At 38.4% G+C, this 13,967-nt stretch carries 13 protein-coding genes and 1 pseudogene; 13 read left to right on the plus strand and 1 reads right to left on the minus strand.

Annotated elements, in window-relative coordinates:
* Positions 1–12: 12 nt before the first annotated feature.
* A complete protein-coding gene (locus HMPREF9707_RS00585) occupies positions 13–660 on the plus strand; it encodes an MBL fold metallo-hydrolase (RefSeq protein ID WP_006700784.1) in 648 nt (215 codons plus the stop codon).
* Positions 661–738: 78 nt separating this feature from the next.
* Here HMPREF9707_RS00585 and cbpA read toward each other — a convergent pair whose 3' ends face one another.
* A complete protein-coding gene (cbpA, locus tag HMPREF9707_RS00590) occupies positions 739–1,371 on the minus strand; it encodes a cyclic di-AMP binding protein CbpA (protein ID WP_006700785.1) in 633 nt (210 codons plus the stop codon).
* A 265-nt stretch (positions 1,372–1,636) separates the two neighbouring features.
* Between cbpA and HMPREF9707_RS00595 the strand changes: the two genes are divergently transcribed.
* The 12 genes and pseudogenes from HMPREF9707_RS00595 to HMPREF9707_RS00645 form a co-directional block, all read left to right on the plus strand.
* Positions 1,637–3,049 (plus strand): hemolysin family protein, encoded by a 1,413-nt coding sequence (locus HMPREF9707_RS00595; protein ID WP_006700786.1) that lies wholly within the window; start codon positions 1,637–1,639, stop codon positions 3,047–3,049.
* Positions 3,050–3,122: 73 nt separating this feature from the next.
* Complete coding sequence (locus HMPREF9707_RS00600; protein ID WP_006700787.1) at positions 3,123–3,800, plus strand: O-methyltransferase; 678 nt, start codon at positions 3,123–3,125, stop codon at positions 3,798–3,800.
* A 98-nt stretch (positions 3,801–3,898) separates the two neighbouring features.
* Entirely contained in the window at positions 3,899–5,149 is a 1,251-nt protein-coding gene (locus HMPREF9707_RS00605) for a L,D-transpeptidase family protein (RefSeq protein WP_006700788.1), read from the plus strand.
* Between the two features lie 283 nt (positions 5,150–5,432).
* Positions 5,433–6,299 carry an RNase adapter RapZ gene (gene rapZ, locus HMPREF9707_RS00610; protein ID WP_006700789.1) on the plus strand — a complete coding sequence of 289 codons (867 nt, stop codon included), beginning with the start codon at positions 5,433–5,435 and terminating at the stop codon, positions 6,297–6,299.
* Positions 6,300–6,313: 14 nt separating this feature from the next.
* Complete coding sequence (locus HMPREF9707_RS00615) at positions 6,314–7,309, plus strand: gluconeogenesis factor YvcK family protein (protein WP_006700790.1); 996 nt, start codon at positions 6,314–6,316, stop codon at positions 7,307–7,309.
* Positions 7,310–7,335: 26 nt separating this feature from the next.
* Positions 7,336–8,259: a DNA-binding protein WhiA gene (gene whiA, locus HMPREF9707_RS00620; RefSeq protein ID WP_006700791.1), complete on the plus strand. Its 924-nt coding sequence runs from the start codon at positions 7,336–7,338 to the stop codon at positions 8,257–8,259.
* Positions 8,260–8,336: 77 nt separating this feature from the next.
* Positions 8,337–8,765, plus strand: coding sequence for a single-stranded DNA-binding protein (locus HMPREF9707_RS00625; RefSeq protein ID WP_006700792.1), 429 nt, complete (start codon positions 8,337–8,339; stop codon positions 8,763–8,765).
* A gap of 181 nt (positions 8,766–8,946) precedes the next feature.
* Complete coding sequence (locus tag HMPREF9707_RS00630) at positions 8,947–9,669, plus strand: response regulator transcription factor (RefSeq protein ID WP_006700793.1); 723 nt, start codon at positions 8,947–8,949, stop codon at positions 9,667–9,669.
* Positions 9,666–11,087, plus strand: coding sequence for a sensor histidine kinase (locus HMPREF9707_RS00635; RefSeq protein WP_006700794.1), 1,422 nt, complete (start codon positions 9,666–9,668; stop codon positions 11,085–11,087). The genes HMPREF9707_RS00630 and HMPREF9707_RS00635 overlap by 4 nt, the downstream gene beginning before the upstream one ends.
* Positions 11,084–11,791 carry an NAD(P)H-dependent oxidoreductase gene (locus HMPREF9707_RS00640; RefSeq protein ID WP_006700795.1) on the plus strand — a complete coding sequence of 236 codons (708 nt, stop codon included), beginning with the start codon at positions 11,084–11,086 and terminating at the stop codon, positions 11,789–11,791. The genes HMPREF9707_RS00635 and HMPREF9707_RS00640 overlap by 4 nt, the downstream gene beginning before the upstream one ends.
* Positions 11,791–11,967 (plus strand): hypothetical protein, encoded by a 177-nt coding sequence (locus HMPREF9707_RS08845; RefSeq protein WP_006700796.1) that lies wholly within the window; start codon positions 11,791–11,793, stop codon positions 11,965–11,967. The genes HMPREF9707_RS00640 and HMPREF9707_RS08845 overlap by 1 nt, the downstream gene beginning before the upstream one ends.
* A 175-nt stretch (positions 11,968–12,142) precedes the next feature.
* Positions 12,143–13,042: pseudogene (locus HMPREF9707_RS00645) on the plus strand (transposase); the annotation flags it as partial.
* Positions 13,043–13,967: the final 925 nt, after the last annotated feature.

The raw sequence follows: 13,967 nt of genomic DNA on the forward strand, positions 1-13,967 counted from the left end.
GAGTTATGTAAAATGTATCAAGTAGAGCAAATGGAAGTAGGTCGTTTGCAAGAAAATACCTACCTCTTAATCAATGAACAAAAAGAAGCGCTTATTATTGATCCTGGTGCTCAAAGTGATCGATTGATTGAGTGGATTGATTCATTGAAAGTACGCCCTATAGCAATCTTAATTACCCACTGTCATTTTGACCATGTAGGGGCAGTCAATGACATTAGAGAACACTATCAAGTTGAAGTATATATTCCTGAAGCAGAAGAAGATTTATTTATTGAATATACTGCAGATCAAATGGGGCATTACCGAGCACCTGAACATTATTGGCAGCATAAGGGAACGTATCAAATTGGGAATTTTGAATTTGAAGTCCGCTTTGTTCCCGGTCACAGCCCTGCGCATGTCGTGTATGTGTTCCATGATCAAGCTCTAATATTCAATGGAGATACGATTTTCAAAGGGACGATTGGTCGTACAGACCTTCCAGGAGGAAGTTACTTTGATCTCATCTATTATATTGGTCAAGAAATTATTCCATTACCAGAAAATTACCGGCTATATCCAGGCCATGGTGGTACTACAACCATTGGTGAAGAATTAAAAACTAATCCTTTCTTTGAAGTATTCCGTCGTAAAGACATGCATAACTTTAGCGATCAATAATTTTTGTTTGGCAGTGATGCGCTCAAAAAAATCCTAGTGCACTGAATGAGACAGTTACACTAGGTTTCTTATTGAGTCTTAGATTGGATAAGAATTGACGCGATAATCTCGTTTTGTTAAATGATGGATAAACTGATTAACTTTAATATCCGAGATATGATTTGGAATTAAGAGGCATAAACAATTTGGTGTATCATATGTTGTTTCCTCAAAAGTTAATTGGCCAGTAACATTGAGATGGCGCCTCATTAACCACCATAATTTGATTTCTTCAAAGGGAGTATGTTGAAGATCAATCTGTATAAAGTAGCTCGCATTTTTTAGATCCCATCCCTGTACGATATAATCACGCATCGTTTTATGGTAAATAATACCAATAAAAGAACGTTGTTCATTTAATACAGCAATATAGGGTAAGTCACGAATAGCGAAAAATAAATGCAAAATAGAATTAGGTTCTTGGATGACATGACTTGAATTTTTTAATAAATGTGTTACTGGAATCGTTTCTAGTTGTGTGTCAGGATGCTCATATGCATACTTATAGATATGATATCGATAAATATTCCCGCGATATAATTGCCCGCTGTTATCAATCACTGGTGCACAGCGGAGTTGGTGTTTTTCCAATACTTCTAAGGCTGATTGAAGATTAAATGATTCTGCAATTGTAATAACTTGTGATGCGGGTACCATTAAGTGCTCTAGCATGCTTAACCTGCCTTTCGTATGTATTAACTACTAGATTATATCATTTACCCATTATAATAGCTATCTTTCTCTCATAGTATTTTAACATTAATCTGATAAAAATCATAAACATTTAATAAAATACCATTGAGTCGCGTGTTAACGTTGCATCGTTTAGGGCAATGATTGATTTTTTAACTGAAATTGCTTATATTATTGTAGAGAAAACATTATGAAAAAATAGAAGAAAACTGAAATATTTTTTATCAAAAAGGAGAGAATAAACATGGATTCCCCGGGTTCCTTGTGGCCGCAGTTGTTGGTACTACTAATATTAATTATGCTAAATGCATTTTATGCGGCAAATGAGACGGCTTATGTGTCATTGAATCAATCCAAAATTCGTGCCATGGCGGATGACGGCTCACGTAATGCACGTCGTGTGCTTCAATTGATTGAATTACCTGAAACTTTCTTAGCTACGATGCAAGTGATTACCACCTTAATCACGTTGGTCATCGGATCACGAATGACATTGTATTATTTATCGTATATGTCTTCCAATGGAACCATGGCGACATGGAATGTTTTGCAGTATGTAGCGATTGGACTAGGATTTTTAGGATTAGCCTTATTAATTATCGTATTAGGTGAAGTTTATCCTAAGCAAGTGGCGTTGCAAGCACCAGAACAAGTAGCACTGTCAACGAGTTTCATTATTATGGGAACTTATCGTTTATTTAAACCCTTCGTTTGGTTAATTCAAGTAGCCTCAAGTGGTTTGCGAAAAATTACGCCAATCGATTTCCATAAGGGAGACGAACGTTTCACACGAGATGAGATGAAAGCCATTCTCTCTGAAAGTCGCGATGAAGGTTCGATTGACCTAGAGGAATTTACCATGTTGCAAGGGGTATTGTCATTAGATGACAAAATGGCACGGGAGATTATGGTGCCTCGAACAGATACATTTATGATCGATATCGAAGACAACTACACTGAAAATATCGCAGAAATTTTGAGTTCACCTTTTTCACGGATCCCAATTTATGAAGATGATAAAGATAATGTGGTAGGGGTCTTGCATATTAAACACGTACTTAAAGCAGCAGCGGAACATGGGTTTGAACATATTCAGTTGCATGAATTGGCGAGTCCGCCATTGTTTGTTCCTTCAACGATTTATATCGATGATTTATTGGTAGAGTTTCGCCGAGCGGAGAATCATATGGCGATTTTACGAGATGAGTATGGTGGTGTTGAAGGAATTGTGACGATGGAAGATGTCTTAGAGGAAATTGTGGGAGATATCGAAGATGAAACGGATGAAATCTCGTTAGGGGATATTGAACAAATCGATGAGACGCACTTTTATATCAATGGAATAGTACCATTAGATAAATTCAATAATTATTTTGAAGAGACGTTAGAATCCGATGAAGTAGATACGATTGCAGGATTAATGATCTACCATCTCGGATATGTTCCTGAAAATGACGAGCAATTGACATTTCGTGCCAATCGATATGTTCTTACTACCGATACCATCGAAAATGGTCGAATTCGCGGCATTCGCGTTGAGCTCGATCCGCTTGCCACGATTGATACAGACTATAATTTATATAGTGATGTGGATCAAGAACGCGTCCATCAAGAGTTGACTCGTGAGATAAATGAATTAGAAACACTCAAGGATTAATGATGAACGAGCCTACAGTATCCTCGAATGAGGGGTAGGTTCGTTATTTATTTTAATAAAGGAGAAATAAAGAATGTTAAATGAAATGATGCATCACCCTGTTGTGATGGAGAAAGTAGTCGAATTTATGCGGACGGCTCAGGGTGGATTTGATAGTGAAGGTGTTAATCAAATTCAAGCTTATGCCAATGAAAGAGGGATTCCAATTATTCCTCATGAAACCGCAAAGTTCATTGATCTATTCATGAGTATTATTCAACCTGAACAAATATTAGAAATTGGCACTGCTATCGGTTTCTCTGCTAGTTTGATGGCGCAACATTTGACCTCTCAAGGCCATTTAACAACTATTGACCGTTATCCCTTAATGTACGAACGAGCGAAAGAAAATTTCAAACACCTAGCCTTGGAGGAGCGGATCACCTTATTAGAAGGAGATGCGGCTGACATATTACCAACACTAAATGGGCCGTATGATGTTATTTTTATGGATAGTGCCAAAGCAAAATATGTCGAATTTTTCCCAGAATGCATGCGACTTCTGAAGGTTGGAGGCGTATTATTAATCGATGATGTGCTTCAAGGAGGAACCGTCTTGGATGATGAATCAACCATTCCAAAACGAGTTCGAAAAATTCATCGAAAATTGAACGAGTTATTTGAAGTAGTCTATGCATCGCCTCACCGCGCTTCTTTGATTCCGTTAGGGGATGGGTTGTTGTTGATTCGTAAAGAAATAATTGAAGAATAGTTTTATAAAACGAAAAGGTCAAGCAAATTTAGCAAAAAATTCACATCTCTTTGCTATACTGTGAAGAGAAATGGACAAAGAAGAGAGGTAGTATGTCGATGAAGAAATTTCTTATAGGGTTATTGTCATTGTTTCTTATTTTGTTGATAGGATACGGCGCAGGTATTGGCTACTACGCTGATCGATTTCAAGTAAATACAACATTCGATTCAGTTGATGTGAGTAATTTAACGTTAGCTCAAGCTCGAGAGAAAGTCCAAAATCACTTAGATCAACAAGTGGTCGACATCAAGGAAAATGGTAAGGAATTGGGTCAATTACAGCTTAAAGATTTAAAGAGTGAGTTTAAGTTTGAAACAGCGTTAAATAATACTTATCAAAATCAAAATCCGAATTATTGGATTATGAACTTTTTTAATTCTAATCATCACGCATACTCTTCAAACCAGGGTGTCACTTTTGATGATGAATCGTTGCGCCAGCGACTTGCTGATATGGGTATTAATAATGAACAACGTTCTGTAGGTCAGCCCGTTAGTATTGCCTATTCAGATCATCAAGGGTACTACTTAACCGAAGCGACGCAAGGCGATATGATTGATTACGATAAGCTAGCGACACTTATTGGGAAGACAATAGCGAACGATGAGCATACAGTAGAATTAAATCAAGCTTATCGTGAAGTAGAAGATGACAGCGAAATTAAGGAAAAAGCTGAAAAGGTGATGGAACGCATCAATCAAGTTATCGCAACAAAAATCACCTTACAAATTGCAGGAGAAGACGTTGTGATTCCAGAGGAGAAAATTCAAAGTTGGATCCAATTTGACCAAAGCAATCAATTAGTCTTTGATGAAGAAGCAATTTACGATTATTTAGGTGAATTAAATGATCAATATGCGACATATAATAAATCACGCCAATTCAATTCAACTTATGACGGCCCCGTAACGGTTCAGCCCGGCACGTTAGGTTGGTCTATCGACCGTGAAAGTGAAACGCAGGCTATCGTCAATGATCTACAATCGGGGCAATCCGTTACGCGAGAACCTGTTATTGTTGGGACTGGATATAATCAAGCCGATGATATTGGCAATAGCTATGTTGAAGTATCAATTACCCATCAACATATGTGGATTTATCGCGATGGACAGTTGGTGATAGAAACCCCAATCGTTACAGGACAAGTAGGAACAGATACGATTCCCGGGGCTTACTCTGTTTGGAATAAAGCTGAAAATGAAAATCTGAAAGGCTATAACCCACGAACGGAAAAGGAATATGATGTCCCAGTAAGCTACTGGATTCCATTTGATGATACCGGTCAAGGGATTCATGATGCAGATTGACAAGCGAACTTTGGTGGAACGACTTATTTAGAAAGAGGCTCCCTAGGATGTGTCAATACACCACCATGGATTATGGGCGAGGTATATGCAGCGATTGATATTGGCATGCCAGTGATTGTTTACTAATTATGAATTATAGTAAAGCGTTGGATTGATGATTTACGATCAATTCAACGTTTTTTATTAAGGAAAAGCTACGTATAACCTAACTAATTCGGTGAGGATTGGCAGTTATCCTTGGAATTGGTATAATAAGATGATTAATAAAGAAGGAGTGGTATCCATGGCTGAATCATTGGAATTAGTTGTCATTACAGGAATGAGTGGAGCAGGTAAAACGGTTGCGATGCGAAGCTTTGAAGATCTAGGGTTTTATTGTATTGATAACATGCCACCGTCAATTCTGCCAACTTTTTGGGAATTGATTAAAGAATCAGGTAAAATTAACCGAGTCGCGCTCGTGGTAGACTTAAGAACGCGGGAATTTTTTGATGATTTAGAGCGCGTATTATCCAATATGATTGATACACAACATGTTACCACCCGAATTTTATTTTTAGATGCATCAGATACGACACTGGTCTCAAGATACAAAGAAACCCGTCGCAAGCACCCATTAGCAGAAGATGATCGTATTTTGGTGGGAATTCAACGAGAGCGCGCCTTGCTTGAAACCTTAAAAGCACGGGCTCAAATTATTATTGATACAACTGGATTAAAACCCAAACAATTACGAGCAAAAATTAATGAACATTTTGACACGCTGAATCAAGAAACATTTCATATTGAAGTAATGTCTTTTGGTTTTAAATATGGTGCACCCATTGATCCGGATATTATTATGGATGTAAGATTCTTACCTAATCCTTATTACATTGAAGAGTTACGTCCACTAACGGGGGAAGATAGCCGGGTATATGATTATGTGATGCAACAACCTGAGACTGAACAGTTTTATAAACGTTTTATGGAGTTGATTCGCTATTGTATGCCGGGTTATAAGAAAGAAGGCAAGGCAGTAGTTACGATTGGTATTGGATGTACAGGTGGGAAACACCGCTCGGTTTCTTTAGCGCGACGCATTGCTAAAGATTTGGCAAACGATGATTATCGAGTCAATATAACTCATCGCGATAGCCAGAAGAAATAGAGACGAGGAAAATTATGAGTGAAATAAAACCTAATAAAAAAGTAGCAGTCATCGGAGGAGGAACGGGGCTTCCTGTTATTTTACGAGGACTTAAGGGCATTAACGCTCAAATTACGGCCGTGGTCACGGTAGCGGACGATGGTGGTAGTAGTGGGATTATTCGTGACTATGTGAATGTGGTGCCACCAGGCGATATTCGTAACTGTATTTGTGCGCTATCAGAAAGTCCGGAAGAAGTTATTGAAATGTTTCAATACCGCTTTAATACGGATGATGCCTTTTTAGCTGGACATGCGATTGGAAATTTATTAATTGCTGCCCTTAAAGAAATGAACGGCTCATTGCAACAAGCGATTGATACCTTATCAAAATGGATGAGTGTGAAAGGCCAAATCCTCCCTGCAGCACAAGAAGCCTTAATCTTAAATGCTTACTTTAAAGATGGGACGATGGCGAAAGGTGAATCGAAAATTGCGCTTCATCGTAAGCCGATTGATTATGTCACGGTAACGCGTCACAACGGAGAGCCTGCGGTAGACGCATCGCCACGTGTTGTACAGGCTATTTTAGAAGCTGATATGGTGGTGTTGGGTCCAGGAAGTCTTTATACAAGTATTTTACCGAACTTGATGATTGAGCAAATCCGGCATGCGATGATGGAGACATCTGCGGAGATTGTTTATATTTGCAATATTATGACTCAACTTGGAGAAACGGAGAACTTTACTGATGCAAATCATGTGGAAGTATTAAATCATCATCTAGGAAAACCACTGATTGATACCGTACTTGTAAACACTGCAAAAGTTCCCGAAGACTATATTATGAACCAGCCCAATGAAGAATATTTATTGCAAGTGAAACATGATTTCCAAGCTTTGCGAGATCAAGGATGTCGTGTCATCTCAGCTGAATTCTTGAGTATGAAAGATGGTGGAGCGTACCATGATACGCAAAAAGTTGTCCATGAATTAAGTTATTTATTAAACACACCAGAATTTAAACTTTAATCATGATTATTTAGGGGGTGGATGCTATGACCTTTGCAGCGGATGTCAAAAAAGAATGCACGCTGTTAGAGGTGCATAAAGAGCATGCCAAGGCAGAACTGGCCGCTTTAATTCGAATCAATGGGAATGTGTCAATCTATCAGCAACGATTCATCTTAAATATTCAAAGTGAAAACGCAGCGATTGCTCGACGCATCTACACACTTATCAAAGAGCACTATAATGTGGAAGGCGAACTTCTCGTCCGCCGAAAAATGAAACTTAAGAAAAACAACGTCTATATTGTGCGTGTACGTACTCAGGTCAAAGAAATTTTAGAAGATTTAAGTGTAATGGGACCAGCTGGAATTCAATCAAAAATCCCAGAAGATATTTTACAAAGTGATGCTAAAAAGCGTTCCTATTTGCGGGGCGCATTTTTAGCGAGTGGTTCGGTCAACAGTCCTGAAGGCGCAAATTATCACCTTGAAATCTACACTAACTATGAAGAACATAACGAAGCATTATGCCATATGATGAATGAATTTGGTTTAAATGCCAAAATGGTACAGCGACGCAACGGCTATATTACTTATTTAAAAGAAGCGGAAAAAATCGCAGACTTTTTAATTTTAATTGGGGCTACCAGCGCAGTGCTGCGGTTTGAAGATATACGGATTGTGCGAGATATGCGTAATTCGGTGAATCGACTTGTCAATATGGAAAATGCGAATTTGAATAAGACGATTGATGCGTCGCAAAGGCAACGTGAAGCGATTCAAATTATTGAAGAAACTAAAGGGTTAGATTGGTTGCCGGATAAGTTACGAGAAATGGCAATCTTTCGTCAAGCTAATCCAGATATGAGCTTAAAGCAATTGGGTGAAGAAATTCCTGGAGGTCCGATTAGTAAATCCGGAGTAAATCATCGACTACGAAAACTGGTCCAAATTGCAGAAACTTTAAAATAAAAAAAGTATTTCACTCCTTTTTTGTGTACTTATTACTAGCCCCGATTTTTTGGGTAAAAAAGAAAGGAGTGACTTTAATGAATAAAGTCGTTTTTGTAGGTCGAGTTGTCCGAGATGTTGAAGTGAGACAAGTAGGGAGTAATGGACGAGTGGTTAATAATGTGATTGCGATTCAACGACACCATCGTGATAGTAATGGTAATCGTGCCACAGATTTTATTCCATTTGTTGCTTGGGATCATTTGGCAGAGTTAATGGATCGTTATTGTAAAAAAGGGGATCAAATCTCTTTGGCTGGACGGATGCAAAGTAGAAAATATAAAAATCGAGAAGAACAGGATGTCTATGTCATTGAATGTCTCGTTGAAGAACTGACATTGATTGGATCAAACCCTACTTCTAATACGAATGAATCCGCGCAAGCCGTGCCCCCAGCCCCACGTGAAGAAGAAAAAGTTGGAGTAATAAGTTCAGATACTCCGCTGACGGTCGGGCAACCGAAGTAAGATGAAGTAGATTTAAGAAGCGGCTTTAGGTCGCTTCTTTTTAATGGCTAAGATGAATGTGTGAAAAAATCATGAAAACAAAGAGAGTTTTTATGTTAATCGATGAAACATCAGCGATTTTTCGGTGAATCGTGTATAATAAAGCTGACAGAATACGCTGAACAACAAAAGGAGAAGACCGATGAATATATTGATGATTGAAGATAATGACTCTGTAATTGAAATGATGTCGATGTTTTTTGAAAGTGAACAATTTAACGCAAGCTTTTATCAAGACGGACTTGAAGGGTATCAAGCCTATAAAAATGCATCGAATCAATGGGACATTATCTTGTTAGATTTAAATCTACCTTCAATGGATGGCATTCAAATTTGTCGTGCGATTCGCGAAGAAGATAAAGAAACGCCAATTATTATGTTAACGGCACGTGACTCCGAGAGCGACCAAGTGATTGGTCTAGAGCTCGGCGCAGATGATTACGTCACCAAACCTTTTAGCCCAATGACTTTAATTGCTCGGATGAAAGCTCTGCATCGTCGCTCACAACATCATCATGTAACAAGTGAAGAAACATCACAAAAAACGAGTGAATTCGATGTTGAGACAGACTTAATTCATATTAATACATCAACTCGCGAAGCCTATTATCATGATAAACCAATTGAAAATCTAACGCCGAAAGAATTTGATCTTTTGGTGACATTTGTCCAAAGTCCCAAGCGGGTCTTTAGCCGAGATGATTTATTAACGAGTTTGTGGGAAGATCCATTTTATGGTGATGAGCGGACGGTTGATGCGCATATTAAGAAGCTTCGCCAAAAAATCGAAGCAGTTGGACCGCAAGTGATTCAAACAGTCTGGGGTGTAGGTTATAAATACGAAGCACCAGGTGAGGAAGCATGAAAGTATTTTGGCAACAATTATTAGGATTCTCCTTAATCATTGTCATTGCCATTATGTTGTTTGCTTTTCGAATTGAGCGCCAAATTAGTAATAATTTAATTGATTCGCGAGAACAACAATTGCTTAATTATGGGAATAATATTGTTAACAATAATTTTTCTCGTTATGATCTAGTACGGACATCACAGCTATTGGCTCGCGAAAATATTTCGATCCAAGTTTATTTATCCGACGGGCGAATTATCTATCCAACTTATGACCAACGCTATCAATCAAGCTTAACCCAGGAAGAATTAGCGAAGCTTCAGTCAGGAAATTATTTGGGATTTCGTTCGGTTGAGCGGCAAATATCTGATCATGGAACAGAAACTTACTTAATGGTTTATTTACCGCACCAAGATGTGGGGGAGTTTCCATCGGGATTTATTAGTCTGGCTGCGCCGCTCAATGATTTAGAAGAGCAGTTACACAGCCTGAGGGTGACGATTGCAGTTTCGCTATCCATTTCGTTAATCATCGGTGGTGCATTAAGTGCATTTTATTCAAATTACAGTACGCGCAAAATTCGTCGGTTACAAGAGGCGACCCAGCAAATTGGACAAGGCAACTTTGATGTTGTTCTAGACACTTCTTCGCATGATGAATATGGTGACTTGGCACGCGATTTTGATAGTATGACTCAGTCTTTGATTGCTTCCCAAGAGGAAATTAAACGTCAAGAAGAACTTAGAAGACAATTTATGATGGATGTGGCGCATGAAATGCGTACCCCACTCACAACGATGAGTGGATTACTGGAAGGACTAATCCATAAAGTAATTCCTGAACATCAACAAGATCGAAGTTTGAAGTTAATTGAACAAGAAACACATCGACTAACGCGCTTGGTGAATGAGAATTTAGATTATGAGAAAATTCGCAGTCGACAAATTGTCTTGAAAAAGCAATCGATTAATGGTGTAGCGCTATTTGAACAAATCCAAACGCAGTTGAGTGAGAAAGCCGCACAAAAAAATGACACGATTCTCACTCAAGCAGCGGAAGATTTAGTGATTTGGGGCGATTATGATCGAATTGTACAAGTGCTCATTAATCTAGTCACCAATGCAATCCAATTCAGTCAAGAAAGCGACATTATTTTACATGGCTCAATGCATTCAGATTATAGCGAGATGATTGTAGAAGATTTTGGCATTGGAATTGATCCGGATGAAGTGAATCGGATTTGGGAGCGATTCTATAAAGCCGATGTGTCGCGTAAAAACACCGAGTTTGGTGAATCAGGAATCGGGTTGGCGATTGTCCAATCCATTATTGAAACGCATGATGGGCAAATTTTTGTCGAAAGTAAAAAAGGTGAGGGAACACGGTTTATTATTCATTTGCCCCACCAAGAGACAACGAAAGGAAATCAATGAAATCAACTTTAATTATTGTAGGACACCCTGCAGGGGTGAATTCAACAACGCAACAATTTTTATACCAAACGAGTCAAGCTTATACTTCAGCGGATGTACTAATTCTTGCTGACGAGATCAGCGATATGACCCACCCAATCGATGGTGATCGCTACCGCGATCAACTGGCGCAATATGACCGACTTATTTTTCAATTTCCAATGTATTGGTATCAAGCACCTAGTTTGTTGAAATTTTGGATGGATGAGGTCTTTCAAGATTGGCAGTCCAATCCTGGATGGGCACAAAAAATGCAGGGAAAGGAATTCGGCGTAGTAATTACTGCAGATGTTGCTGCGACACGATTCCATCCTGGAGAAGATGTTGGAGTTACGATGGATCAACTATTGTCACCCTATCAAGCGCTGGCTACTTATTATCGGATGGAGTATCTTGCGCCATTTGCAATCCATCGTTTTAGCATGATGGATGAGCCGACACAAATGCGTCTAATGTTAACTTATGCATGCTATTTATCCACCGGGAAACAAGGAAGCTTGCGAGTTTTCCAACAATTTATTTTGGAACAATTAGCACATCCCACTATATCGAGTTTGCCGCTCGATTCAACTCAAGCATTAACTTTCCAAATGTGGCAAGAAGATATTAGCCATCAAGCGGAAGAACTTGAAGAATTATTTACGATGAATGGATGGTGGTATTAGTGGAATTGAAGGAATATCCAATTGAAGAATGGCAAACGCTCGCTAAGACATATCCAACTAAGGCATTAATTTATGTGGCTGAGCAGTTGCGTCATGAACAGGCTACTTTACTTGAAGGCGCACGAAACCGACAAGTTGGCCAAGCGTGGAGCCCCGAACAATGGGATGAACGATAGAAAATTAAATTATTGCAACATAAAGAGGCTGTAAGATAAGTCAGGCTAAAAACCCACCAAGAATGTTATTATATCAACATTCTTGGTGGGTTTAATGGTATAATAAAGGTAGTAAAAATAAAAAACAGAGGAGCAGACCCTCTGTTTAAAGATAATCCAGAAAGAACTACCTTCAATGTGTAACCATTATAACATAAACCAACTCACTTTAGAACTCTCAACTCAATATTCTCCTGAAGTCAATCATATCGTCTGGACGATTCACGAATTTGTTGAAACTTTAGAAATTCATCACCCCTATATCTTTGGTCGACCTAGAGAGTATGATTTTTCCATGTTGTTAAAACTTCTCCTATATGCTTATTCAAGGGGAATCTTTACCAGTCGACCAATCGCTCGTTTTGCACAAGAGAATTTACCGGCTAGATGGCTCACACAAGAACAGTGCCCCAGTCACGAGACAATCTGCCGTTTCAGACGCTCTGATGAATTAGCGGAGATTTTGACGGATAGCTTTGACTATTTTGTTTCATTTTTGAAAAAGCAGGGATTCATTGATGATAAAGTATTTATTGATGGCACCAAGTTACTCGCTGATGCCAATAAGTATACTTTTGTTTGGAAGAAGAATACGATTCGCTACGAAGAAATGAATCGCCAACAACTCGTGACACTGTTAAATGAATTGTACGATTATTACGGCAGAGCCTCCATCCCTGAAGATACCCCGCTAACCGTGGAGGACTTAGGAGAAATCATTACGGTGTTAGAAGTCAAATTACAGGATCTTGAACAACAAATTGAATCAAATCCCAAGCTGTCCCCCAATCCTGATAAGCGAGAACGACGCTTTCTAAAGCGTCAAATGAAGCAGGTGAAGGAACGCCAATCGAAAGCGATGAATTATCAAAAACAGCACGAAACATTCGGTTCACGCAACTCGTATTCAAAAACTGACAAAGATGCGACTTTTATGCGAATGAAGGAAGATCCCATGCGTAATGGGCAACTCAAGCCAGGTTATAATCTTCAAGTCGCTACCCGTAATCAATTCTTTTTAGCCTATCAACTGTTTCCTGAAATGATAATGGCTCAAAGCATACAATTTAATAGAGTATAAAAGCCTTGATATAACGGTTTTACTGGAGAGTAGAGAGGCTATATCAGGGCTTTTTTGGTTGCTGAAAGGGTGGAAATTGGTGGGTGAGATGGGGAGGTGCACTCTTTAAAAGTTGAGAGCGGGGTTGGTGTTAAATTGTTAGGTGGGGCGTTAAATAGTTAGTAAGCATTATATAAAGAAGCACAATTTATTTGAACAATAGATAATTATGTTCATATGAATGGATTTAATATAATACGACATCAACTCAACTTATAATATGAGTGTTTTACGGATATAAATATCGTATGATGAATTCATAATTCTTATATGTAGTGGGAGCGTCGGTAATTATACTGAAACATGATAGGGTAGATTAGATAAACAATACGAAAACAACCATCGAATTGTGTAACAATTTTTTAAAGATTGCTAATCAAACACGTATGGATAATGCGTGATGATTCTTATTTGTCATTGCCGTTGTATAGATGGAGAAAGTAAATATAACTTCCATTTATATATATACATATAAAACACATGTTGAACTTTCGGTTGAGCTTTGCTATAATCATCGCAAACATTAAAGAGAGGGTGTTGTAAACCTTTTAGAAGTGTATAAATATAAACGCCAATGAAGAGTATAGGTTTTAAGAGATGATATACATATTACCCTGAATTGGCTATAAACGATAGGTTTATATTGATTGTCTTTAGGATTTTTTAAGGAGGTAAGGTTATGTTAATTAATGGAATACAATTTAAACGATGAGTACATCTCACTAAGCGTTGGGACAACGAGTATAAAAATCATTTGTTTCTAAGTTTAGGTGAGTGTTTCATTGTGAAATATTGACCTGAACTTAGAAACAATTGACCCTTATACTGAACGTCACCCCAG

Source organism: Falseniella ignava CCUG 37419 (genome assembly GCF_000301055.1).
GTDB classification, from domain to species: Bacteria; Bacillota; Bacilli; order Lactobacillales; family Aerococcaceae; genus Falseniella; species Falseniella ignava.

What these genes read in the sequence shown, in the direction of transcription:
- HMPREF9707_RS00585 (WP_006700784.1), top strand. Translation starts at nt 13, where the DNA reads ATGTATCAAGTAGAGCAAATGGAAGTAGGTCGTTTGCAAGAAAATACC.
- cbpA (WP_006700785.1), bottom strand. Translation starts at nt 1,371, where the DNA reads ATGCTAGAGCACTTAATGGTACCCGCATCACAAGTTATTACAATTGCA.
- HMPREF9707_RS00595 (WP_006700786.1), top strand. Translation starts at nt 1,637, where the DNA reads ATGGATTCCCCGGGTTCCTTGTGGCCGCAGTTGTTGGTACTACTAATA.
- HMPREF9707_RS00600 (WP_006700787.1), top strand. Translation starts at nt 3,123, where the DNA reads ATGTTAAATGAAATGATGCATCACCCTGTTGTGATGGAGAAAGTAGTC.
- HMPREF9707_RS00605 (WP_006700788.1), top strand. Translation starts at nt 3,899, where the DNA reads ATGAAGAAATTTCTTATAGGGTTATTGTCATTGTTTCTTATTTTGTTG.
- rapZ (WP_006700789.1), top strand. Translation starts at nt 5,433, where the DNA reads ATGGCTGAATCATTGGAATTAGTTGTCATTACAGGAATGAGTGGAGCA.
- HMPREF9707_RS00615 (WP_006700790.1), top strand. Translation starts at nt 6,314, where the DNA reads ATGAGTGAAATAAAACCTAATAAAAAAGTAGCAGTCATCGGAGGAGGA.
- whiA (WP_006700791.1), top strand. Translation starts at nt 7,336, where the DNA reads ATGACCTTTGCAGCGGATGTCAAAAAAGAATGCACGCTGTTAGAGGTG.
- HMPREF9707_RS00625 (WP_006700792.1), top strand. Translation starts at nt 8,337, where the DNA reads ATGAATAAAGTCGTTTTTGTAGGTCGAGTTGTCCGAGATGTTGAAGTG.
- HMPREF9707_RS00630 (WP_006700793.1), top strand. Translation starts at nt 8,947, where the DNA reads ATGAATATATTGATGATTGAAGATAATGACTCTGTAATTGAAATGATG.
- HMPREF9707_RS00635 (WP_006700794.1), top strand. Translation starts at nt 9,666, where the DNA reads ATGAAAGTATTTTGGCAACAATTATTAGGATTCTCCTTAATCATTGTC.
- HMPREF9707_RS00640 (WP_006700795.1), top strand. Translation starts at nt 11,084, where the DNA reads ATGAAATCAACTTTAATTATTGTAGGACACCCTGCAGGGGTGAATTCA.